A 23,393-nucleotide genomic window follows, 5' to 3' on the forward strand; every position below is an offset into this window, starting at 1 on the left:
CATATCTAAGAGTGTGACGGATTCTGCTACCAAAGAATTATAATTTAGATGAAGCTTTAATATATAAGCATCATCTAAATTAGGCTATATAGGAGGAATAGAAATGAGTATTCAAGGAAAAAAAGTAATTGAAATATTAGAAAAAATAAGTGAAAAGATAGATGAAAATAAAGCATATTTATCGGAGCTAGACGCTGCAATTGGAGATGGAGACCATGGACTTAATATGAGTAAGGGATTTAAGGCTGTAGTAGAAAAGATAAAAGACGATGATGGAAATGATATTGGAGGTATATTAAAGAAGTCAGGAATGGCATTAGTATCTAATGTTGGTGGAGCTTCAGGACCACTATATGGAACAGCTTTTATGAAGGCAGCTGTAAGTGTTAATGGAAAATCGGAAATTGATATTAATGATTTCGCAAAGATGCTAGATGAGGCTCTTAAAGGTATAAAAATGAGAGGTAAAGGTCAAGCTGATGATAAAACTATGATAGATGCTATAGAGCCAGCATTAAAATCAATAAAAGAAGGTATAGATAGCGGGCTTGAAGCTAAGGAAATTTTAAAAGCAGCAAAAGAAGCTGCATATAAAGGTGTAGAGCATACAAAAGAAATTATAGCTAAAAAGGGAAGGGCAAGTTATCTTGGAGAAAGAAGTTTAGGGCACCAAGATGCTGGGGCTACATCTTCTGCAATAATATTAGAAACAATATATGAAGCTTTAAATTAGTAGTTTTTATTTTGAGTTACATCAAAATAGTCGTTGAAGGAGAATATATATGGTAGGAATAGTGATAATATCGCATAGTAAAAATATAGCAGATGGTGTAAAGGAATTAGCAAGTCAAATGGCACCTAATGTAGCTATAGGTGTGGCTGGAGGAACAGCAGACGGAAGAGTTGGCACTGATATGGATAAAATATCAGCTGCAATAGAAGATGTTTATTCAGAAGATGGAGTAATTATTATTTTTGATTTAGGCAGTGCCTTTATGAATGCAGAAATGGCAATAGAATTTCTAGATGAAAAGATGAAGGAAAAAATAAAGATAGTAGATTGCCCAATAGTTGAGGGAGCTGTGACAGCAGCAGTTGAAAGTAGTATAGGTAAAAATATTGAAGAAATTGAAGAAGCATTAAAACCCATGAATCTAGGAAAAATGCCTTGAAGTAATAAAATATTTATCTGAAGAATAATATTTTAATAGTATTTATATAGATTAAGAAGATAAATTTCTATAATATAAATTTATCTTCTTAATTTTTTTATTCTATAGAAATTTATAATGTAATAGAATCTGTGGATAACTTATGAAGAAGGCTATTTAATTAGTTTTTGTATAGAAAAAGAATAAAAAAGAAATCTTATTCGCCTGCCAGATTTTCCTCACATGCGTTCGGAAAGGCAGATGCGTAAAAAAAATCTACGGCTCCACAGTCGCCTGCGATTTTTTTATAAAGTATATATATTGCAATTCACAGTACACATTTCACAATTGCGGATAAAATTTTCGAAATTTTTTTAGAGTTATAATGAAGGATTATTTTTGTAATATATATCATTTTTCGTGATAAGACATTAATGACATCATCATTAATGAATATAATAAAACATATTATAAATGAAAACTAAAAGTTATTATTCTTGCTTGGGAAATCTGTATATAGATAAGCCAATTATAAGTTAGATTTATACTATGAAATATATCTCAACTAGAAACTGGAACAAAAGTATGTTATTCATTTCGGCGAGTTATATGCATAAGTTCAGGTTTTAGTTGGATTATCTATAATTGAAATTTATAAACATTGACTTGAAAAATTTTAGTTGATACTATTAAATTGAGAATTGTTATTAAAGGAGAGGGATTATGGAAAAATATACACTAAAAATTATTGATATAATTGATGAAACAGATAATACAAAAACATATTTTTTTGAAAAACCAGAAAATTTAACATGGGAACCTGGCTCACATACCCATATTGGGCATATTGGGTTTGATATTGGTGATCAGCCTAGAAAAGAATGGGTAAGACACATGTCCATTACAACTTTACCAGAGGAAAATAAAATTGCCATAACAACAAGAGTGCCAGGGAGCAAATCTGAATTCAAGAATAAGCTATCTGAATTAAAAATTGGTGATGAAGTTGTATTTTTTAAGATAGGTTCAAGAATGGGGTTAAGACGTATAAATAAACCTATAATCTTAATATCAATGGGAGTTGGAATAGCTACTATGAGACCTCTTATTTTATCATTTATTAATGATAAAACTAATATCTCATACTTATCAAATATAAATATAGACTCATCTGATAAATTTGTATTTAGAAATCAACTGGATAGATTAGCAGATGAAAATTATAAGAATTTTTGGATAAATTCTAGGAAAGAATTTTATGAAATACTTAGCCAATCAATGAAATCAGAGGATGCTATGTATTATTTAGTTGGAAGTGACGCATTTATAAAGGATATTATTCAAAGATTAAGAGCAAATAACGTTAAAATTGATGATATTGTTATAGATAGAAAAGATGAGAGAAAACAAAAGTTTTTAGAAGACTAAAGATGATTAAAAGGGTTCCTTCTCTCAGTTTTATTGAGAGAAGGAATAATATTTGATTTATTAGTGGATTCCAGGGATTTTAGGAAGACCTAAGAATCCTCTTTCTAAGTCCTTATCGGTTGGGATGTAATCTTGCATTGGACTCATAAGACTAAAGTATACTTTTAGAATAAGTCGGTCTAAAATATATAAAATTATATTTACATTAAATCCCAAAAGTGATATAATTATGCTTGTGTTGTGATAGATAAAATAAAAATTCTTTGGGTTATTTTTAAATTCACTTGAATGATCGTTTGTATAAATCATTCATGAATTTATTCGAATTATAATTATTTAAAGAATAAAAAAGGACGTTCAATTATAATAACTTACCATCTCGCGTAATTGGTACTTACGTTTTTTAAGCAATATAATTATACTAGTCCTAAAAATATAAATAATGTTTCAAGTATATATTTGTGCTATTGTTATTTGAAGAGTTTTAAAATTATAGAGATTAGATTGAGTAGCTCACTAAGAAAAAGAAATATATTTTTCATTAAATCCTTATCGAAACGCTTTTTTACATGTGCACGTTTCATATGCTACGCCTCCATAATATATCGATTTGAGATGGCATAATAATTATAACATTAATTGGTAAAAAATACAAATTAGCATTGATGATATGTTAAGCAGTAGTAGGAGAATTTCTACTACTATTTTTGGGTTTTAAGAAAAAAATATATAATATGATAATAAATGTGATGTTTCATTGTTAAATCAAATCATGTACCTATAAAATATGTGAAATATTACTAAATATTACTGTGTTTAATTATGACAGGCATTTTTAGATATTATTTTAATTAAATTTATTATATATTGAAATTAAGTAGCGGTTCAATTTCATACATTTTTAAAAAGGAATATATACTCAAATGTAGTGTTTCTATTGAATAATTTTCGTTGATTATTTTAATAAAGTATATTGAAATAAATGAAATTTTTATTAGCTCGAATAAAATATAAGGTCTTAATTAAAATAAGGTATAACAATTTTTAGTTGATTGACGATTAATTAACGATTATGATATTATATGCATATACATATAATATCTGTTTTAATAAATTTATTTTTATTGAATAAAAAATTTTAATGAAATATATGTATATGCATATATTTAGAATGGAGTTGGTTAATTATGAAATCATTATTCGATCAAACGCAAGTTGGTCCACTTAAATTAAAGAACAGATTTATAAGATCTGCAACATATGAAGGAATGGCAGATGAAAAAGGAAATATAAATGATGAACTATTTAAAGTTTACGAAGATTTAGCTAAAGGAGGTGTAGGAACTATAATTACTGGAATAACATCTGTGACTGATTTAGAGGAATTTATTCCAGGCCAAATGGGAATTTATAATGATTCATTTATTGATAATCATAAAAAAATTATTGAAGTAACTCATAAACACAATACCAATATAATATTGCAACTTGGAGCAGCAGGCACACAAACTATTAGAAATGAAGAAAAGGCAATTTTAGGCCCAAGTAATATAACAGATTTGGGATATAAAAATACTCCTAAAGAAATGACTTTGGAAGAAATTGTTTCAATTCAGATAGATTTTGCAAATGCAGCGCTTAGAGCAAAAAAAGCAGGGTATGATGGCATTCAGATACATGCAGCTCATGGATATTTACTTAGTAAGTTCTTAACACCTTATTATAATAGAAGAATAGATGAGTATGGTGGTAGTATTGATAATAGATCTAGAATGCTTATAGAAACGTATAAAAAAATACGTGATAAAGTAGGAAAAGATTATCCAGTTTTAGTTAAAATAAATTGCGAAGATTTTATGGATCAAGGCATGACTTTTGAAGAATGTAAATATGTATGCAAAAAACTTGAAGAGCTTGGCGTAGATGCTGTTGAAATTAGTGGGGGGAGTTTATCTTCACGCCCAAATGAGAGTTATTCAAGAAAAATAGTGAAAGGACAAGCTCCTTACTATACATTTTATGCTGAAAGTATAAAGGAAGAAGTTGATATTCCAGTTATTTCTGTAGGCGGAATACGTGACATTTCAGCCCTAACAAAAATTCTTAATGAAAGCTCCATTGATTATTTTGCATTGTCCAGACCATTAGTATGTGAAAGTAATCTTATTAATCGTTGGAGCGAAGGTAATACTGAGCCATCAAAATGTATATCATGCGGTAAGTGTTCAGGATTTGGCAAAACAATCTGTGTTTTTAACAGGAAATAATATCTTAAACTTAAAAATTAATGATATTATGAGATAAAAATAATATATTCTTCAATAAAGCTAGTTTTTTAAAATCTGCTTGTGAGTATATTGACAATAAGAATTGCTATAGATTACTATATGTATATTCAGAGGTTTTGACGGAGGTAATTTATTTATGTCTAATTTAGATGATTTAAAGAAAATTGGAAGTTGTGTTTGTAGAAATTTGCGTATGACAACAAGGGTCACTACTCAGTATTTTGATCAAGTTTTTCAAGCGGTTGGATTAACAGCACCACAGTTTTCATTATTAGCAGACATAGCATCTCGTGAAAATGTTGCTGTAAGTGAGTTGGCAGAGGCTTTGCTAATGGATCAGACAACAGTAACTCGCAATATTGAAATTTTAAGAAAAAAGGGATATGTAGATGTGCGAACAGATGATAATGATTCAAGAAGAAAGTGCATTTCAATAAGTGATGTCGGAATTAAGAAGCTCGATGAGGCAATTCCTGTATGGAATGAAGTACAATCACCAATAGAGAAGGAGATAGGCGCTGAGAAATTTGAAGAATTCTTAAAAACGTTAGCGCAAATACAAAATTTTATTAATAACTCTTCCAAATAAAGTACATAAGTAATGATTTAATTCATATTTATGACTTAGTTGTAGCCCATATATTATTTTACGTCTTATCATTTATAGAAATAGTTTGTTTAATGATAAAAAAGTCCCTAATTTAAATTCATATGCATGTCAATTAATTCGAAATTAATAGCTTTATAGATATAGTTGAAAACAAGTAATAGTAACCTAAATCTATTATTAATAAACTATATTATTTTAAATATATGTATATACATGTTAAAGTTGAAATTTAGGTTGAGGATAGTATTTTGTATGTATATTAATGAAGAAAATGAGAAGGTAAGAGAAATGGCGGAGTTGGCAGTTAAAAAATTTAATATTTAAAAAAATAAAGAGTAAAAGTAAGAGAATAAATCAATGTGATTTTATTAAGGTGGATTATTCCTATAAATAATATCTATTTTATAACTTCTGTATAATATATAAATATAACATATCCAAAAGAATATACTTATGTATATCATTTAGTATATTAGAAACTCTCAAAATTATAATAAAGTATATTTATAACAGAATTAATGAAAAGGGATGATTTTAATAATGGAAATATACAATAAAAATGTATATAAGAATAGATGGATAATATTGGCCGTTGTGGTTTTGCTTCCATTTATGGGGACCCTTGATAGTACAATAGTTAATGTAGCACTTCCTGTTATGGTGAATATATTTTCAGTAACTATGTCTTCTATTCAGTTAATCGTAATCTGCTATCTTATAACAATAGTTAGTACAATATTACTGTTTGGAAGGCTCGGTGACATAAAAGGAAAGTCTATAGTATTTAATTTAGGGTTATTGGTGTTTACCATAGGTTCTTTATTTTGTGCGTTATCAAAAAATTTTACGTACCTATTATTTTTTAGAATAGTTCAGGCGATAGGAGCATCTGCGGCTATGGCAAACAACCAAGGGATAATAACGCAAGTATTTCCAGCTAATGAAAGGGGGAGAGCTCTTGGAATATCGGGAACATTTCTAGCTCTTGGCACAATGATTGGACCACCATTAGGAGGTATTTTAATTTCTTACTTAAGTTGGCATTATATATTTCTAATAAATATTCCAGTAGGAATAATTGGAACAGCAATTGGTTTTAAAGTATTGCCTCGTAAGTCAAATGAAAAGAAAGAAGACATTGATTTTATTGGTGCAATAATTTTTGGTATAAGTGTCGTATTATTATTTTATTCTCTTATAAATGGACAAACTGTTGGTTACGATAATAACATGATTAGAATTAGTTTTAGTGCAGCTATAATTCTATTTATAATATTCATACGAATAGAAGGAAAGTTAAAATATCCACTTCTAGATTTATCATTATTTAAAAATTCACTTTTTACGGTTGGAATATTATGCACATTCATATGTTATGCATCAATTAACAGTAATAATATTGTACAGCCTTTTTACCTCGAAAATGTTTTGAAAATGACTCCAAGTTTTGCGGGAATGATAATGATGATCTCTCCTGTATTAATAACAGTTATTTCTCCTTTTAGTGGTTATCTATCAGATAAAATAGGGTCAGAATTTCTAACATTTTTAGGATTGATACTCATAGGAATTGGAATGGGTTTAATGGCGACTTTAAATGAAAACTCTAATATATATCAATTAATTGTATATATAGTCTTTATTGCTATTGGAAATGGATTGTTTTTACCTCCTAATAATTCCTTAGTTATGTCTTCAGCATCTAGTGATAAGTTGGGGATTGCAGGAAGTATAAACGCTTTTGTAAGAAATTTGGGACAATCATCCGGTGTTGCTATGGCGACAATGCTTTTATATTCATTTATGAGTATGAAAATGGGAGAGAAAGTACTTGGATATATAGAGGGTAGAGATGATGTCTTTATGTATGGAATGAGGTATGTATATGTTTGTTCGGCCATTATCTGTTTTGTTGGAGTAATAGTGACTTATATAAGATTAAGAAAGAAAAAGTTAAACAGAAAAATATGATTTCTTAAGTGCTGATTGGTATGCTCGATAAAGATAAGTTTTTTAAATCTGATTATTACGACAAAAGTCAAAAACAAAACTTTATATTTATGAATTGTATTGGTATAGATAACCCAACAAAGACCTGAACTTATGCATACAACTCGCCGAAATGAATAACATACTTTTGTTCCAGTTTCCAGGTAATTCTGATGGGTGATTCTAAGGCTATAAAGTTGCACCCAAAGTGCTAGCCTCAAAGAACAAGCTTTGAACTAGCACATTTGGAACAACTTATAGCCAAAGAATCACATCTATCAAAATTACCAATGAAACATTCCACAAAAGTATATTATCCATTTCTAGTTGGGATATATTTGATAGTGTAAATCTAACTTATAATTGGCTTATCTGTATGGATAGCCAATTTAAGAATTCAACTTATTACATGAACATATTTACAAAATTGCTAGAACTTTAAGCTAATGTATTAACTAGAAATCATAAATATATTTGTGAAGAAAACATTTGAAAATGAGCTGTTAAAGGTTCTTAGCTGTAGGTTGTTCCAATTTAGCTTGTCAAACTGAAAGCTGGAGCATGCTAAATTGGATACAATCTGCTGCTTAGAACCTTCAGCGATATTTTCATAGCTTTTCGGAATCAAAATATTTATGATTTCGGTGAGGCATACGCATAAGCCTAAGTTGTATATTGTTTATCTATACATTACTAGGATTTAAATGGTGTAGTTGCCAATGTAATTTATTTAACTATATAACCTCGAACTCTTTGTACTCCGTAGCTATTCACCCTTCGAAAGTAGTCATGATCGTTTTCACCAGGTTCTCGTTGTACAAATACATCTAATCTATTATCTACTCCAAAATACTTATCTGAACCTTTATCATTAACAGTAACTTGTCCATAACCATCCAAATATATTTGGGTATTCAGAGGTATTACGTTATTTGCAACGCCACCTGGAGTTAATGGCTTATTTTGACAGGTCACTGGACCAGCACTACTATTTTCCGAATCAAGAGATGTATAAAAAGTTAATATAAAGTCTTTCCATTCAGGTGTAACACTCTTTTCTTGTTCTTTTTCTTCGGCTTCCTTCTTTTTGGTCAATTCTCTTTGCTCAATTTTTTCATTATTTATTTCATCTATAGGATTTTCCTTAAATTCTGTTTTTTCTTTATGTGTTATTTCTATATTATTATCTTCTACAACATCTGTTGCTAAAGCGTTAAATGGTGTTATTGTGCTTACATCATATGTATCAAGTATTAAAATGATGCTTAATAAGCACACTAGCCTCTTTACTCTTAGCATTTGTCCACTCCCCTTTGTTGGTGCTTTTTAATGAGACATAATAGGCTCTAATAAATTATAACATAAATGTAAAATATTTACAAAATGGAAGGGCGTTTATAGATATGTACATGTGAGATAACTTATTGAGAGTAAAAGAAAAACAATCAAAATATTAATTGTGGTTTTTAGAAGAAATAACAAAAATGCAATATTCCAGCCAGCAATATATGAATTTTAAGAGAAAGTAAGCAATTATATAATAAGTAATCTAATAAATAACAGTAAAGAAAAATTGTGAATTAATAATTTATAGATAAATTAATTGATGTGTTTGTAATATTTAACAAATATATGCAATGATGTTTAATATGGTATTGAAATATGGTAATATAGATATGTAATTATGTATAAACCTTTATAGCAATAATATGGAACTAAAAAATGCAGTCATTAGTTTGGCTGTATTTTTTATGCAAATTAATAGTGGTATAATAATTATGGTTAGTCGTTTTAATATAAAAAGGTATTAATCAGAATAAACTTAAGAAAAGCTAGGAGTTTTTATTTATGCATGACAATTTATTATTAATAGACGGTTCGTCTCTTTTATCTTGCTGTTTTTTTGGTAATCTTCCAAGAGAATATAGATTTGCTAAAACTGATGAAGAGAAGGATAAATATATTGAAAAATTACGTCAATCACCTAAAGGCGAGTTTACTAATGGGGTCTTTACAATGATGGCATCAATGCTTAAAATGATTAAAAATCAAAATCCCACTCATATTGCTGTGGCTTGGGATTTAACTAAAGAATTTACCTTTAGAAAAAAATTATATTCAGAGTATAAAGGTACTAGAAAGGATATGAGAAGTGAGCTGGGTAGCCAGTTTGCATTAGCTCAAAAAGTTCTAAAAGAAATGAATGTTCCAGAGTTTGTGTTTAAAGAGTATGAAGCGGATGATATAATAGGTACCTTGGCAAAGAAATTTGGAAGATCTATGAGAGTTAGCATTTGGACTAAAGATCAAGATTGTCTTCAACTTGTTGATGATAATGTAAGGGTATGGCTTATAACTTCAAAGTGTACCGATATGTACGAAAGTCTTGGAATAAATATTAAAGAACTTAATATACCTAGCGGAGTTTTTGAATTTACTACACAGTATGTAAATCATTTTTATGGTGTAGATCCTATCCAAATTATTGATAGAAAAGCTATAGAAGGTGATGCTTCTGACAATATTCCGGGAATAAATGGAGTTGGAGAAAAGTCTGTTATACCATTACTTCAAGAATTTGAAACAGTGGAAGGTATATATGATTTTATAGAAAATTCACCTGAAAAAGAAGTAAAAAAAATGTTCAAAGATCTTGGCATATTACGTTCCCCGTTATCAAAGTTAGTTGAGGAATCAAATGAAAAAATAGTCGGGAAAAAAGCAGCTTTGCTTTGCAAACAATTGGCCACTATAAAGTGTGATATAGAAGAACTTAATAATATAACAATAGATCAATTGAAACTTCAAATAGATGAAGAGGGAATGAAAAACATATTTACTGAACTTGGATTTACAAATTTGCTAAATTAATTGGTAATATGTTTCTAGTGATTAAATATAGGAGCGACATACTTTAATACATATGCAATTCAAAAGCTAGCAATAGACAGGTTAATAAATATTAAAATAAATGCAAAATATAACATTTATACATAAGTGATATATATTAGGAGGAATAAGTTATGAAATTTTGTTGGAGTACTTTAAAAGTTAAAAATCTAGAAGAATCATTGAAGTTTTATCATGAGATTGTTGGTCTTAAGACTAATAAAAGATTTAATGCAGGACCAGGAAGGGAAATTGTATTTTTAGGAGATGGAGAGACTAAAATAGAACTAATATGTGATGAGGAAGTAAAAGAAGTAAGTTATGGAGAGCATATTTCTCTTGGATTTGAAGTTGACTGTATAGATGAGAAAATAAACTTTATTAAGGAAAAAGGAATAGAAATTCATAGTGGACCATTTCAGCCAAATCCTAATACTAAGTTTTTTTATGTTTTAGATCCTAATGGATTGAAGATTCAATTTGTAGAAAATAAATAATCACAAAGCTGTTGGAATTCTAGATAGATATTTAATAAAGCTGAAAATCCATCAAATCTGAGGATTTTCAGCTTTTTAAACAATAGTTTAATTAACAGAAAATTTTCGTTTTAATATTTTACCATTTTCCTTTGCTCATATGCGCTGCTAATTCTGCTTTTGATATTTGCTTAATAGTCCAAGCACTATTTTTAGCTTTTTCAAAAGCTGTTACACATGTAGGATCTAAATTTAAGTCTATTCCTTCTCTAGAAAGTTTGAAAATTTTATCAGCTAAGTTAATGATCTCTAAATGAATATCATTAGTTCTATCAGAGTGATAGATTTTATCAGCCTCTTCACTAGTTAATTCGACAAATTTTTCTTTAGGAACTCCACATTTTGGACACTTTTCTGGAGCTTCTACTCCTTCACATATAAATCCGCACACACTACATTTAAATAATTTCTTCATAATTATTCCTCCCTTTAATCCTACCATTAGATTATTAAAACATATACTAAGTAAATGTTCTCAGTATTATTAATTTGACATAATTGGTTAAAATCCTCCTAAAATTGAAAAAAAAACTTAAAAATATTTTTGTTTAAAATATAGATTGACGTACATAATTTGAGTATGTAAAATTAGGATAAATAAAGAATGTAATCCATAATAGTAAGGAAATGAGGTGCTTGAATGAAGGAAGATTTATTATATTCTGAAAATAAAAAAGATAATAGAATATCATTATTAGATATATTTACAAAAAACACTATTAAATTTAAGAATTTAATTAAATATAAATTTAAAAAATCTAGAAAAGCAGAGAAGCTAACATTAGAATCTGCAAAAAAACAGTTTGAAGAGCTTAAAGCTAAGAAAGAAGAATTGGAAAAGTATGAAAATGAATTTCTTAAGTATGATGATCAATTAAAAGAAATGGATTATTGTCTAATAAAATCTAATGATTTAAACTCTGTAATCAGCTGTAAAAAAGAAAGTTTATCTCGAAGATTTTTTAAATATGAGAATGTGAATATTGATGGTAAAGCAATAAATGCATTAATGTTTTTTGGGAAAGAAAGTATTATTCAGATAGAAGAAACTATAGGTCTGTTAAATAAGGATGAAATCTCAATAGAAAAAACATATAAGTTAAGTAAATTTAGGATTAAGAATATATGTGATTTATATATAAGTTATGAAGAAAATAAATATGTAATAAAAAATATAGAACCTTTAGATAAAGAAATATATGGAACATTGAATGAAATCACAAACAAATATGAAGAGTATCACTTACAAAATAAAGAGATAAGAGATAAATTTATTAAAGCTTTTTCTGATGCCAAGTATGAACTTAATATTGCGAGCCCATGGATGAATAATTATGTGGTTAACAATAATTTGATAAATATGATGGAAAATTTACTTTCAAGAGGAGGATCTATCAAAATCATATATGGTATAGAAGAAAATAGCTCTATTTATCACATTAAAAAGGATAGCAATAATAGAAGTAAGAATAGAAATAGCGATATAATAGCAGAAAGGTTAAAAGATAAATTTAAATATTATGGAGGGAATTTTAAAATAAAGAAGGTGAACTCTCATAATAAGCTTTTAATCTGCGATGAGCAATATTATATGGAGACAAGTTTTAATTTATTATCTTTTTCAGGAGAATATGACGAGAATTCTAAGGACATTAGAGATGAGGGGGCAACTTATAGCACTAACATAGAGGTTATAAAAGATTTGAGAAATAGATACTTCGATTTTTAATAGACAATATGCGAACGACTAAATACCAATCTGTGCTTAGATTAAATGTAAATCATTGAAGATTGAAACGAGATGTGTTGAAATTAGAAAATAAACATATCTCGTTTTGTTTTTTTTTTATAAAGCACTTGTTGATACTTAGAATTCAATGCTATCTATTTCGCCAAAAAAATACATAAGCTTTTAAGAATGTTTATTTGAAGAATGGAAATAAATTAATGAGATAAACTTTTACAATAAAAAATAATGAAATGTTAAAAATATTGTATAAATATTAGTGCGATGATATAATAAGATTCAAAGAATAATTTATATAAGTTTACATTTATTTCTATTAAAATTCTACATATTTATATAAGAAATTGGGGTGGTGATATTTATAATTAACAGAATTGGAAATACAGTGATAGGAAGAAAAGGTTCATTAAGGCTTTTAATAAGTGTATTATTTATTACACTTATGGCTACAACTGTTGGTATTATAACCTATATTATATTTAATAATTGGAAAAGTTCGGTGAACAATACTATCATGAAAATTGAAGACGATTCCAATCAGGATGTTTTTAATGAAATACAATCGCTATTTAGCATACCTCTATATAACAATGAGGTTAACCACACTTTTATTGAAAACAAAGTTATAGACATGCATAACAAAGATCAGAGAGATGCTTTTTTTGCAGGAATAGTTAAATATAGTAGTGATGAGATTTACAGTTTTAGTTTTGGCACAGAAGATGGTGAATACTATGGTGCTAGAAAAAATGGAAATGACGATATAGAAATATATAGAAGTACACCTGAAACCAAAGGTCATTCTTTATATTATAATGTAGATGAAAATTTAAAGCAGGGAAAATTTGTTAATGATTATGGCGATTTCGATCCTAGAACAAGAGATTGGTATATAAGTGCTAAAGAAAATGGAAAGCCAGTATTTTCTTCCGTTTATAAACATTTTACAAAAGATGATTTGGCTTTATCAGCGGCATATCCTATTTATAATAAAGATGGGAGTATTCAAGGAGTAATGGGAACTCATATAGTTCTTTCTACTCTTAATGAATCATTGGAAAAAATCGCCAATGAGAATTCGGCTTCAATATATATAGTTGAAAAGAATTCTGGATTTCTAGTTGCGAATTCGTTAAACAAAACTAATTTTGAAATACTTTCTGATGGAAATATTAATAGAACTTTAGTTAAGAATATTACGGATAAATCAATTAATGATGCATATGAAAACTATATAAATACTTCTAATACAAGTTTTATTTCGGAAGTTAATAATGAGAACTACCATACTAAAATATTTGAGTATAATAAAGATGGTCTGGACTGGCTTATAATAACATCTGTTCCAGAAACTATTTTTACAAAAGAAATAAGGAATAATATTAATATAGCTATAGAGCTTACTGTGATTGCTCTTATTATAGCTGTTATTATTCATATGAAGAGTACTAAAATTATATTGAAACCAATAAATCATTTGATAGAGATATCTGATAAATTCTCGAAGGGTAATTTATCAGAGAGGGCCAAGGTTTTTAGAAATGATGAAATAGGAAGTTTGTCTAAGGCTTTTAATAGCATGGCGGAAGAACTGTGCTCGTTTATAAATAACCTTGAAGAAAAAGTTAAAGAAAGAACAAATGAACTGATTATTGCAAAAGAAGCAGCTGAAGACGCTAATATGGCAAAAAGTCAATTTTTAGCCAATATGAGTCATGAAATAAGAACTCCTCTTAATGGAATTGTTGGATTTTTGAGTATCTTGGAAAAAACTGACCTAGATAGTACCCAGCAAGATTATGTTGAGACAATCCAAACTTCTTCAGAAACATTACTTGTAGTTATAAATGATATACTTGATATTTCTAAAATTGAAGCTGGGAGAATGGAAATAGAGAAAGTTGCTTTTGATATCCGTTCTGTAATTGAAAGCACCATATTTCTTTATGATGCAAAAGCAAGAGAGAAAGGGCTTGAACTTAATATGCTTATAAATTCAGCCATACCAAGTTGTTTGGTAGGAGATCCTACTAAAATTAGACAAATTATAAGCAATTTAGTTAGCAATGCAGTCAAATTTACACACAATGGAGAAGTATTTATTGAAGTTTCCGTTATAAAAGAAACGAACACTGAAGTAAAGCTTTATTTTGAAATAAGAGATACAGGGATAGGCATGAATAAGGAAGAGATAGGTAAGCTTTTCAAACCATTTAGTCAGGCTGATTCTTCATCAACTAGAAAATATGGAGGGACTGGGTTAGGCCTTGCGATATGCAAAAAAATAGTTGAGATGATGGGTGGTACTATAAGTGTGAAAAGTGTAAAAAATAAAGGGACGACCTTTTATTTTGATTTATTACTAGATAAATCAGAACAATCAGTAATTCAAATGCCTCCTGATTACTCTATATTTAAAGGTAAACGAATATTAGTTATTGATGATTATGAGATGAATCGTTATATAGCAAAAGTTTATCTTGAAGAGGTTGGGTGTATGATTGATGAGGCGGAAAGTTTAGAGTCGGCATTAAGTATGCTTATAAATAATCGGAAGGCATACAACACTATTTTGATTGATTACCAAATGAAAGAGATAACTGGTTTTGAGCTTGTTGAAATAATGAAGGAAAGAGGCTTAATAAATGACATTCCTTTGATACTATTAACTTCAGTTACCGCAAATTCTGAAGCAAGGATAGCGAAGGAAAATAAATTTTCTGGATATATTTCAAAACCTTATAAAAGAGGTGATTTGCTCGATTGCGTTGCAATGGTGATTAAAGGAGATGGCTCTAAAATATATAATAATGATGTTTTTATAACAAAGCAAAATGTTGAAGAAGCTAAATATAATAAAAAGATAAAAATACTTTTAGTAGAAGACAATGATATAAACATAAAATTTTTTGTTAATAGTTTAAAATTAAATGGTTTGACTTGTGATATTGCTATTGATGGGGCAAAAGCGTTAAAAGCATGTGAGAACAAGGAATACGATATAATTTTTATGGATTGTCAGATGCCAGTTATGGATGGCTATGAAGCAACAAGAAAAATTCTTTTGTTAAGAAGTTATAAAAATGTCCCTGTAATAGCTATGACTGCTTATTCTATGAAAGATGACGAAATTAAGTGTTTGGAAGCAGGAATGATTGATTATTTAAGCAAACCTTTTACTGTTGATCAAGTTATGGAAATGTTAGAAAAGCATGTGAAAAATATTCATAATGATGATATGAATATTTTAAGTGATTTAAATGACCATGGTTTTGAGATGAATCAAAGTGAGTATTTTACTGAAATAGTAAAAAGTCTTATAGAGGAATCGGGATTTGATGAACGTTTTTGCACAGAATTGCTTGAAGAATTTTGTGAGCAATCAAAGAAAATTCTGAGTCAAATTAAAGAATGTATAGATCAAAATGATTTAAATGAATCATGTATACTTCTACATAAGCTAAAAGGGTCAGCAGGTACTGTAAGAGTCAATGATATAGCCGAATTTGCGTTACAAGCAGAAAATGCTGCAAAAAATGATGATAAAGATTTATTAATGAAAGCAGTCTATAGCATGGAAAAAACGCTAAAAAAACTTGTAATGGACAATGAATGAAAACTAAATAAAAACGGTGATGGAAGAATTTGAGAAACCATTAGTAATTTGGGTTGTGATCAGTTGATGCTTTTATTAAGAGATGTAATAATTGAATGTAATGGCGTTTGTGAAGAATATTTTAGATGAAATTGATTTTTTGAACAATTTAGCTATATGTAATTCGGATTAATTACATATAGCTATTTTTTGCAAATGTAAATGCACTTTTCGATTAGGGCATTAACTTAGTTTTAATAAGAACTCGTAAATTTTGAAACTAATCCCTAAAAAGCTAATTGAATTAAAAAATGAACTAATTGTAAAAAAATATATTGCAAGTGCTCTATAATAATAGTAGTATTAAATAAAGGTATTGTATATAAAAAAAGCATTAAGAGGTCTAATGTGGAAAAAGAATTATATATCTGGAATTAAATAATCTATCTATCAATTAGGAAAAATTAAACATTAAAATTTGAAAAAATATAAAAGTATTTAATGTTATTATAGGGTGGGGGAATGAGAAGAATGTGTAATGAGTGTTATTTAAGAAGTAGTGTGGAAAAATGGAGACAAAGATTAGATAGTATGATTATTAAAAAGAAAGGTAATTTTTTGGATGATGAGATAATTGCTTTGAATCAATATGTTGGTGATTTGGTTGCTGAGTGCATAGATTGTAATGCTTTTAAGTTTTATAAAGCTGGCAGAAGAAATACTGTTGTAGGTAATAAGCAACGAGATGTGTATTATTATGGGGACTACAATTTGTTTATTAATTTGTATGATTATATAGAAGAAGGTATAAGAAATAGTGAAAAAGTTCATATTTCTATTCAGAAAAATCTCTACAAGAAATTAAAAAATTTACTTATAATTAATGGAATTTCTATTGAAAAGGTGCAATTTATATGTATAGAAGACATGAAAAAAATTATTCGTAATAAGAGTAATTCAATTAGTTTTAGTGAAGAAATAAAAATGAGTGAAAATAAGGGATATAATAAAAATAGATGGATAATTCAATCTTCTTTGCAAAAATATTTTTTACAGCAGGAAGATTATTGGAATCGATATAATGAAAAGTTTAATTCAAGTATTCTTTGCGTACATGATGCTTCTCTATATATACATAAAAATGTGCATTTAGAATTAGGACGTGAATTGTTAAATAAATATCAATATCATTCTAAAAAAGATAATTATCAAGTTGGAATTTGAAATTTATATTTTGAGAGAGTTTAAACTATTACAAAAAAGTAGGCAGTTAATTCTAACTGTCTACTTTTTGTGCATAGAAGTATAAAAATATACTCTTGATTAATATTTTACGGATGGAAGAATAGCGGTAAGAATCTCTTTTAGTACATATAAATCTTTCTCGTGAGCATGATTTATTATATCTATCAAGTCATCTTTATTAACATTAAGGGCTCTTTCGCCGTAAACTAAAAAGTCCAAAGAAATATGTAGAGTTGAAGCAATCTTAATTGTAGTTGGAAGCGACGGGTGACGTTGTCCCAATTCAATCTGGCTTAAATAAGTTGGAGATATACTAACCAATTCTGAAAACTTTTCTCTAGTTAAGCCGTTGCGTTCTCTTTCAGCCTTTATACGTTTTCCGATATCTATATAATTAATATTATTCAAGTTTATCATTCCTTTTTTTATATAACTTTATATTTTAAAGGCAAATAACAAAAAAAGCTATTTGAGTTCGTTTATGAAAATTAAAACATATAGTTTTCTCACAAAAATATTATTACGCACACTAACTAAAATACATGTGCTTTTGAAGAAATTAAAAGAATAAAGGAATATTTAACCTGGGAAATTCTAATTGAAGCAGAAAATCTAAATGATGTTGTCCCAATTTAAGTTAGCTTAAATAAGCTGTTTCATCAACTTATTTAAAAATAATCTTTAGTTATTCCATTAAGTTTCCTCTTAGTTTTTTATACGTTTTCTAATATCTGTGAAATCAATATCATTTAATTTATTTCTCTTTTTATATAACTGTACATTCTTAAGTAATACAATGAAAGTAGCTATTTGAATTAATTTATAAACTATTTGCAAAAAAATGTTGCCAGAGAATTATAAAAATAGTACTATTAAATTAGGGTATAAAATCAATAAAATGCTATTAGGAGGGTATTATGGAAGAATTGGAAGTTAAAATAGAATCTGTTAGAGAGTATCTAAACAAACTAGTTGGTGAAGGAGATATTTGTAGAAATGATGAGATAATTTGCATTAGCATTAAATTGAATCGCCTTATTAATCAGTACTACATAAGCAAAAAATACTAGTTTATATAAAAAGATTTTTAGTAGAATTAAGCTTTGAACTAATTAATTTAAAATTATAAATTTAATATGTTTTTATACCTTGCATTTTTTATTAAACTTATTTATTAATTTTAATTTATATATTTAGATAATTCTAATCCAATATAAGGATGAATGTCAATATATGAGGGAGATTAACTTTTTATACTATGTTCTTAATATATATTTATTTTTACATATGATTATATATTAGAGGAGAATTGTTAATTTCTTAATTAGGAAATGTTAAAAGTGGGTTGATGATTTTTGGAAAAATAATATATGGACGAAAACGGATACGTAATACTAAAAAAGAGGGGTTATGGGAGGCATAAAGATGAAAAGTACATACGCGAGAGATATTGTTCAATTACTAGAAAAAACTAACTACAATGAAGTGATGGTCATTAGAAGTAAATTATCAGATGAAGATATTGAAGTTATAAATTTTTTTGCTGATCAATATCAAAAGAATGTAATGTTTGCTTCAATGCATGAAGCTTTATTTAATGAAAATGATAATCCGTTAGTTTTAAAGTATTAGATTTATTTTGATTGAAAAAAGAATATTTATAAGAGGGTGTAAAATTATGTGGGGAATTTTAGAACAAGATAAAAAAGAGTTGAGAAAAAATTTAAATTGTAGAATTTGTCCTTCGATTTATGAGGAAATTAATGGAATAAATGAGAGTGTAGTAAAAGATATTAATCAAGTAAACATTACGGAGGAAAAAATTATATTTGATATGATGAATAGACGTAATACGCGTAAATACAATCATAAGCATGATGTCAAATTGTATTTGTTAGTTTGATTTGATAATCTTATATTAAAAATTTAAATGGGATAATTCTATTCAATGTTATATGGTTATTAATATATTGAGGGTAGCATATGAAAAATGGTATTTATATATGAATAATATATTGCTTGCGGTGAAAATATAGTGTGATTGATGAAAATTATTATGTTTTTTGGAAATTAAATAAAAAGTATAGCTAGGTATAAAATATGCCTAGCTTTTATTATTACTGTGATGAATATTGATTAAACATTAAAATTGGAATATCGATTTTTGATTATCTATTAATGAAATTTTATAAAAATGAATTTATTATGTAAAAGGATAAATCATTATAGAAAAAATCGTATTACAATTTAAATTTAATAACGACAAATAGATACAAATAATATTATAAAAACTCGGATATAAAAAGAAAAAATACAGAAAAAAGCCATTAAATGGCGAAAAAAAGAAAAAATATCATGATGCTAAAAGAAGGTTTTTAAGTGTATTTTGTAGAAAAATTTAATTATATAAAAGAAATGAATTTTTAGAGAGGTGGTTGACTATGGGATTAATCAGGCTGAGATTTAAATAGGGGTAGATTATGGGTGATGAAAGTAATTCAAAATTATAACGTGGGAAAATATGTATGAGAGGTGAAAATGGATGGATTTAATATGGGATAAAATGTGGTCGGTTGGTGTTGATAAGATAGATAGACAACACAAAGAATTGTTTAATAGAATTAATTTACTTGTATGTTCTATGAAAAATGCAAAAGGAAAAGAGGAGATGATTACAACTTTGAATTTTCTTGAAGAGTATGTAATTAGACATTTCAACGATGAGGAGGAAATTCAAAAGAAAAATAATTATCCTAATTATGAGATTCAGCATAAGGAACATGAAATTTTCAAAAATAATTTAAAAGAATTGAGAAAAGTGTTCGAAACTACAGGCGTGTCTACGTTATTTGTAATAAGCGAACAACAGAAAATGTCATATTGGTGGCGAAAACATGTAATAGAATTGGATAAAGACATAGGCAAGTTTCTTATGGATGTTTAAATAGGTCGTTTATGTAATTTTAAAGGAATAAGCAAAATAAAATTTATAGTGGTTTACTGTGGTGAATTTTAAAGTGGGTACAATACAATGGAGGTTATGAAAGGTGGAAGTATATGGTTCATTTAATTAATGATATAGAAATTAGATCTAAGCATACAAGAGAAAAATATGGCATACAAGTTGGAAAAATTAAATTTGATTTATCAAAAGAAGTAAGTCTTATAAAAAAACAATTGAATTATGGGAGCGAAGAATTTATAAATATTAGATTAAATAATGAGGAAATAATCATTCTTTATAATGCTATGAATAAAATAAGCTACGATAATGTAAAGCCGTATATTATTGATTTTTATACGCTTCTTAACAATGAATTTGTAGGACATTGTGTCTTAGATAATGCATACATAGAGTATGATAATGATATTTCGTATTCAAAGGTAACTGAATTACATTTAAAGACGGGAGTTAATTCGCAATTAATTGTTAAGAAGCTTTTAATATGATGCGAATGAAGTTATAAAGTAAAGATAAAAATATTTAGCACATGAAGTGCTGATGTTTAATCTTTATGTTAGCAGAGAAAGGTAGAGATTATGAAAGATTTCATGAAAGATTTTAAAGTATCTACATTTATATTTTTGTTTGTAATTATGCTTATAATTAATATTTTGGTTATATATATTACGAATTAATAATTTATTGAATAGACTAATATCAAAATAGGAGCAAATTCTTATGATCAATTGTAGATTTTGTAATAAACTTACTGCTTAATAAGTGAAGGAGATTTATTGGGGCTGAGTGTGAAAAAAAGTTTAAAAGGAATTAAAGTATCAAGACACATAATAACTTTGTTTGCTAAGTAATTTGGGTGGGAGCGATGAAGGATTATTAGAAATATTAAATATATTCAATGGTTAAGAATTAAAGAAGAAGTTAAGTGATGTTGATGATGAGTATAGAGATAGAAAAGATTTTTTGCTGTAAGATAGATTTCGGAAAAGATAGTTGATAACGTCTAATTTTAATATGGATTCTATCAATATCTTTTCTAACTGCTATATAGTAAAGGCAACTATGTTTAATGGAGTGAGAGAGATGAAATATGAGGAATATTTTGAAGAAGTATGCTCAAGTGATATGAGTGATTGGTGTTATGAGGATGATATAGGAGTATATTTGTATAGAAATAATATCGATATAATTATAAAAAATGATATAAAATGGCTTGAAAATAGCGATGATACATGTTATGAAGATTGGACAAGTATTTTTCCAAATAAACATGCATATAATAAAAGGTTTATTCTTAAATATAGGGAGCAAATAATTAAGGTGGTATATGGCGTTTTTGTAGATGCGTGCACATGTTTTATTCCTTTCCCGGATAAAAAAATGAACATCACAAAGCAACAATATGAAATAGGAAAAATTATTAATAGTTTTATAACTACAGATGAAAAATTTGACTCCTATTTGCTTAAAGCTAAGATTAATATTATATCGGAATAATTAATAAAGTTATTTTAGAAAAGCATTAATTTATTTTTATTAGATTAGAGAAATTATTACGCAATAATTCCGATAAATAGGTTTATATTTAGAATACAAGGTAATCCTAGCGAATTAATTAATGGTAAGACGTATAAAATTTAATTTCAATATATATTTTGAAAAAATATTTTTCTAAAATACAAAATAAGACAAAAAAATTCGATAAGCTGTGATAAGATTTATTTATAGTATTTTTACTAGTGCGTTAGTTTGATTAAAATAAAAAATAATAAAAGAAGAATTGAAGAGAGGTGAATGCTTTATTGTGTAATAATAACTAATTATTTGTCAAAAAGTTAAGAAATTATATAAAAGAGAGTAGATACTTTTTATACGAACTGATATCTCAATATATATGAAAAAAAGAAATGTAAACGATGCTTGATTCTAAACTAATCCACCAGTAGTGAAGTTTTATGGCTGATTTTAATGATAAATATTAAAAGTAGCTATAAATCAGAAAGTGTATTTATTATAAACAGAGAGCAGGTGGAATTTATGAGTAGTTGGCTTGTGAATTTAAATTCAAAATTTGCAGAAGAATTTGATATAGGATTTGATGGATTTATCGTTAAAGAAGAAGAAAAAGAAGAATTTTTAATTAAAATGAATAAGATTGCACAAGAAGTTGTTGAGCTAACTGATTTAAAGTTGAATGAAATAGATCTATTTGAGTGTAAAGAAATTAAGGAAAAATGTCTTTAATAAGTGTTTATTCTGTAATTTGATCGTGTTTCTAATGAAATTAATAAAATGTTTATAAGGATGATGAACTTATGTCAACATTAAAGAACTATGAAATTTATTGTGAATTCACAGATAGAAAAGTAAAAGTAAAAGAAAATTATATTTTAACTTGTGGAAAGATATTTCCCATAAGATGTTGTTATGTATTAGATGATGAAAGCAATATAAAAGAAATAATACATACTTGTAAGTATCGTGATAATGGTGAGTGTGTTTTAACTTAAAAGAATTATAATAATTTTGATATTCAGGGGGATGAGATGAGATGGATTTGGAAGAAAAATACAAAGATATAATTGAAGCGTACACAAGAACAACTAAGGAAAATGATGAATTTGAGGATGGAAGTTATTCCTATAGAAAAAACAAGTTTAAGAGTAACTTTGAATACGGGGAATTTAACAAGGAGAATAGAAAGCTTAATAAGAGAAATAAAAATAAGAATTGGTCTTAAAGGGTTAATTTATCTGTTCATATTATTTGTTGTTACATATACAGTACATTTGGGACTAAAAACATATAAAGCTATAAGCAGCTCCAAGTTAAAACTTAATTTGGGGCTGCTTTACTAATGTTTCAAGTGAATCAAACATTGATTTTCTAGCATTCTAATGATAAAATATATTTAATTGTATTAAAATTATAAATATATATGTTGCGATTTACA

The 23,393-nt window shown here is 27.3% G+C and carries 23 protein-coding genes; 20 read left to right on the forward strand and 3 right to left on the reverse strand.

Going from position 1 to position 23,393, the window contains the following annotated elements:
• The first annotated feature begins 103 nt into the window (after window positions 1-103).
• From dhaL to F3K33_RS10750, 6 genes are all read left to right on the forward strand, one after another.
• The gene (gene dhaL / locus F3K33_RS10725) at window positions 104-733 is read left to right on the forward strand and encodes a dihydroxyacetone kinase subunit DhaL (protein WP_012058375.1); all 630 of its coding nucleotides are present in this window, start codon (window positions 104-106) and stop codon (window positions 731-733) included.
• Window positions 734-782: 49 nt separating this feature from the next.
• Complete coding sequence (dhaM, locus tag F3K33_RS10730) at window positions 783-1,172, forward strand: dihydroxyacetone kinase phosphoryl donor subunit DhaM (protein ID WP_012058376.1); 390 nt, start codon at window positions 783-785, stop codon at window positions 1,170-1,172.
• A gap of 702 nt (window positions 1,173-1,874) precedes the next feature.
• A complete protein-coding gene (locus F3K33_RS10735) occupies window positions 1,875-2,579 on the forward strand; it encodes an FAD-dependent oxidoreductase (protein WP_039771986.1) in 705 nt (234 codons plus the stop codon).
• A gap of 1,187 nt (window positions 2,580-3,766) precedes the next feature.
• Window positions 3,767-4,846 carry an NADH:flavin oxidoreductase gene (locus F3K33_RS10740; RefSeq protein ID WP_039771987.1) on the forward strand — a complete coding sequence of 360 codons (1,080 nt, stop codon included), beginning with the start codon at window positions 3,767-3,769 and terminating at the stop codon, window positions 4,844-4,846.
• 157 nt (window positions 4,847-5,003) lie between these two features.
• Window positions 5,004-5,456, forward strand: a complete 453-nt coding sequence (locus tag F3K33_RS10745; protein ID WP_012058379.1) for a MarR family winged helix-turn-helix transcriptional regulator — start codon at window positions 5,004-5,006, stop codon at window positions 5,454-5,456.
• 561 nt (window positions 5,457-6,017) lie between these two features.
• Window positions 6,018-7,448 carry an MFS transporter gene (locus F3K33_RS10750; protein WP_039771988.1) on the forward strand — a complete coding sequence of 477 codons (1,431 nt, stop codon included), beginning with the start codon at window positions 6,018-6,020 and terminating at the stop codon, window positions 7,446-7,448.
• A gap of 744 nt (window positions 7,449-8,192) precedes the next feature.
• Here F3K33_RS10750 and F3K33_RS10755 read toward each other — a convergent pair.
• On the reverse strand, window positions 8,193-8,765 hold the full coding sequence (locus F3K33_RS10755; protein ID WP_023975867.1) for a 3D domain-containing protein: 573 nt from the start codon (window positions 8,763-8,765) through the stop codon (window positions 8,193-8,195).
• A gap of 549 nt (window positions 8,766-9,314) precedes the next feature.
• Here F3K33_RS10755 and F3K33_RS10760 point away from each other — a divergent pair.
• Complete coding sequence (locus F3K33_RS10760) at window positions 9,315-10,337, forward strand: 5'-3' exonuclease (RefSeq protein WP_039770874.1); 1,023 nt, start codon at window positions 9,315-9,317, stop codon at window positions 10,335-10,337.
• A 152-nt stretch (window positions 10,338-10,489) separates the two neighbouring features.
• Window positions 10,490-10,852, forward strand: a complete 363-nt coding sequence (locus F3K33_RS10765) for a VOC family protein (RefSeq protein WP_039770871.1) — start codon at window positions 10,490-10,492, stop codon at window positions 10,850-10,852.
• A gap of 118 nt (window positions 10,853-10,970) precedes the next feature.
• Here the strand turns inward: F3K33_RS10765 and F3K33_RS10770 are convergent, their stop codons facing one another.
• Window positions 10,971-11,306: a rubredoxin-like domain-containing protein gene (locus F3K33_RS10770; RefSeq protein WP_012058384.1), complete on the reverse strand. Its 336-nt coding sequence runs from the start codon at window positions 11,304-11,306 to the stop codon at window positions 10,971-10,973.
• A gap of 225 nt (window positions 11,307-11,531) precedes the next feature.
• Here F3K33_RS10770 and F3K33_RS10775 point away from each other — a divergent pair, with 225 nt between their 5' ends.
• The 3 genes from F3K33_RS10775 (at window position 11,532) to F3K33_RS10785 (ending at window position 17,457) form a co-directional block, all read left to right on the forward strand.
• Window positions 11,532-12,620: a phospholipase D-like domain-containing protein gene (locus tag F3K33_RS10775; RefSeq protein ID WP_039770869.1), complete on the forward strand. Its 1,089-nt coding sequence runs from the start codon at window positions 11,532-11,534 to the stop codon at window positions 12,618-12,620.
• 403 nt (window positions 12,621-13,023) lie between these two features.
• On the forward strand, window positions 13,024-16,254 hold the full coding sequence (locus F3K33_RS10780; RefSeq protein WP_039770881.1) for a response regulator: 3,231 nt from the start codon (window positions 13,024-13,026) through the stop codon (window positions 16,252-16,254).
• Between the two features lie 501 nt (window positions 16,255-16,755).
• Window positions 16,756-17,457 carry a hypothetical protein gene (locus F3K33_RS10785; protein WP_039770866.1) on the forward strand — a complete coding sequence of 234 codons (702 nt, stop codon included), beginning with the start codon at window positions 16,756-16,758 and terminating at the stop codon, window positions 17,455-17,457.
• A 99-nt stretch (window positions 17,458-17,556) separates the two neighbouring features.
• Here F3K33_RS10785 and F3K33_RS10790 read toward each other — a convergent pair whose 3' ends face one another.
• Window positions 17,557-17,895 (reverse strand): helix-turn-helix domain-containing protein, encoded by a 339-nt coding sequence (locus F3K33_RS10790; RefSeq protein ID WP_012058388.1) that lies wholly within the window; start codon window positions 17,893-17,895, stop codon window positions 17,557-17,559.
• Between the two features lie 500 nt (window positions 17,896-18,395).
• Between F3K33_RS10790 and F3K33_RS10795 the strand changes: the two genes are divergently transcribed.
• The 9 genes from F3K33_RS10795 (at window position 18,396) to F3K33_RS10835 (ending at window position 23,180) form a co-directional block, all read left to right on the forward strand.
• A complete protein-coding gene (locus F3K33_RS10795; protein ID WP_084670522.1) occupies window positions 18,396-18,548 on the forward strand; it encodes an aspartyl-phosphate phosphatase Spo0E family protein in 153 nt (50 codons plus the stop codon).
• A gap of 355 nt (window positions 18,549-18,903) precedes the next feature.
• Complete coding sequence (locus F3K33_RS10800) at window positions 18,904-19,110, forward strand: hypothetical protein (RefSeq protein WP_012058389.1); 207 nt, start codon at window positions 18,904-18,906, stop codon at window positions 19,108-19,110.
• A 46-nt stretch (window positions 19,111-19,156) separates the two neighbouring features.
• Window positions 19,157-19,381, forward strand: coding sequence for a hypothetical protein (locus F3K33_RS10805; RefSeq protein ID WP_039770864.1), 225 nt, complete (start codon window positions 19,157-19,159; stop codon window positions 19,379-19,381).
• A 639-nt stretch (window positions 19,382-20,020) separates the two neighbouring features.
• Window positions 20,021-20,422 carry a bacteriohemerythrin gene (locus F3K33_RS10810; protein ID WP_023975858.1) on the forward strand — a complete coding sequence of 134 codons (402 nt, stop codon included), beginning with the start codon at window positions 20,021-20,023 and terminating at the stop codon, window positions 20,420-20,422.
• 113 nt (window positions 20,423-20,535) lie between these two features.
• Window positions 20,536-20,928 (forward strand): hypothetical protein, encoded by a 393-nt coding sequence (locus tag F3K33_RS10815; protein WP_023975857.1) that lies wholly within the window; start codon window positions 20,536-20,538, stop codon window positions 20,926-20,928.
• A gap of 595 nt (window positions 20,929-21,523) precedes the next feature.
• A complete protein-coding gene (locus F3K33_RS10820; protein WP_023975856.1) occupies window positions 21,524-21,937 on the forward strand; it encodes a hypothetical protein in 414 nt (137 codons plus the stop codon).
• Between the two features lie 540 nt (window positions 21,938-22,477).
• On the forward strand, window positions 22,478-22,684 hold the full coding sequence (locus F3K33_RS10825) for a hypothetical protein (protein WP_023975855.1): 207 nt from the start codon (window positions 22,478-22,480) through the stop codon (window positions 22,682-22,684).
• 71 nt (window positions 22,685-22,755) lie between these two features.
• The gene (locus F3K33_RS10830; RefSeq protein WP_012058395.1) at window positions 22,756-22,950 is read left to right on the forward strand and encodes a hypothetical protein; all 195 of its coding nucleotides are present in this window, start codon (window positions 22,756-22,758) and stop codon (window positions 22,948-22,950) included.
• Between the two features lie 41 nt (window positions 22,951-22,991).
• Window positions 22,992-23,180 carry a hypothetical protein gene (locus tag F3K33_RS10835; RefSeq protein ID WP_017212654.1) on the forward strand — a complete coding sequence of 63 codons (189 nt, stop codon included), beginning with the start codon at window positions 22,992-22,994 and terminating at the stop codon, window positions 23,178-23,180.
• Window positions 23,181-23,393 lie beyond the last annotated feature (213 nt).

The organism is Clostridium beijerinckii (assembly GCF_008705175.1).
GTDB classification, from domain to species: domain Bacteria; phylum Bacillota; class Clostridia; order Clostridiales; family Clostridiaceae; genus Clostridium; species Clostridium beijerinckii.

Coding starts and splice junctions, on each gene's coding strand:
- dhaL (WP_012058375.1), top strand. CDS start 104: ATGAGTATTCAAGGAAAAAAAGTAATTGAAATATTAGAAAAAATAAGT.
- dhaM (WP_012058376.1), top strand. CDS start 783: ATGGTAGGAATAGTGATAATATCGCATAGTAAAAATATAGCAGATGGT.
- F3K33_RS10735 (WP_039771986.1), top strand. CDS start 1,875: ATGGAAAAATATACACTAAAAATTATTGATATAATTGATGAAACAGAT.
- F3K33_RS10740 (WP_039771987.1), top strand. CDS start 3,767: ATGAAATCATTATTCGATCAAACGCAAGTTGGTCCACTTAAATTAAAG.
- F3K33_RS10745 (WP_012058379.1), top strand. CDS start 5,004: ATGTCTAATTTAGATGATTTAAAGAAAATTGGAAGTTGTGTTTGTAGA.
- F3K33_RS10750 (WP_039771988.1), top strand. CDS start 6,018: ATGGAAATATACAATAAAAATGTATATAAGAATAGATGGATAATATTG.
- F3K33_RS10755 (WP_023975867.1), bottom strand. CDS start 8,765: ATGCTAAGAGTAAAGAGGCTAGTGTGCTTATTAAGCATCATTTTAATA.
- F3K33_RS10760 (WP_039770874.1), top strand. CDS start 9,315: ATGCATGACAATTTATTATTAATAGACGGTTCGTCTCTTTTATCTTGC.
- F3K33_RS10765 (WP_039770871.1), top strand. CDS start 10,490: ATGAAATTTTGTTGGAGTACTTTAAAAGTTAAAAATCTAGAAGAATCA.
- F3K33_RS10770 (WP_012058384.1), bottom strand. CDS start 11,306: ATGAAGAAATTATTTAAATGTAGTGTGTGCGGATTTATATGTGAAGGA.
- F3K33_RS10775 (WP_039770869.1), top strand. CDS start 11,532: ATGAAGGAAGATTTATTATATTCTGAAAATAAAAAAGATAATAGAATA.
- F3K33_RS10785 (WP_039770866.1), top strand. CDS start 16,756: ATGAGAAGAATGTGTAATGAGTGTTATTTAAGAAGTAGTGTGGAAAAA.
- F3K33_RS10790 (WP_012058388.1), bottom strand. CDS start 17,895: ATGATAAACTTGAATAATATTAATTATATAGATATCGGAAAACGTATA.
- F3K33_RS10795 (WP_084670522.1), top strand. CDS start 18,396: ATGGAAGAATTGGAAGTTAAAATAGAATCTGTTAGAGAGTATCTAAAC.
- F3K33_RS10800 (WP_012058389.1), top strand. CDS start 18,904: ATGAAAAGTACATACGCGAGAGATATTGTTCAATTACTAGAAAAAACT.
- F3K33_RS10805 (WP_039770864.1), top strand. CDS start 19,157: ATGTGGGGAATTTTAGAACAAGATAAAAAAGAGTTGAGAAAAAATTTA.
- F3K33_RS10810 (WP_023975858.1), top strand. CDS start 20,021: ATGGATTTAATATGGGATAAAATGTGGTCGGTTGGTGTTGATAAGATA.
- F3K33_RS10815 (WP_023975857.1), top strand. CDS start 20,536: ATGGTTCATTTAATTAATGATATAGAAATTAGATCTAAGCATACAAGA.
- F3K33_RS10820 (WP_023975856.1), top strand. CDS start 21,524: ATGAAATATGAGGAATATTTTGAAGAAGTATGCTCAAGTGATATGAGT.
- F3K33_RS10825 (WP_023975855.1), top strand. CDS start 22,478: ATGAGTAGTTGGCTTGTGAATTTAAATTCAAAATTTGCAGAAGAATTT.
- F3K33_RS10830 (WP_012058395.1), top strand. CDS start 22,756: ATGTCAACATTAAAGAACTATGAAATTTATTGTGAATTCACAGATAGA.
- F3K33_RS10835 (WP_017212654.1), top strand. CDS start 22,992: ATGGATTTGGAAGAAAAATACAAAGATATAATTGAAGCGTACACAAGA.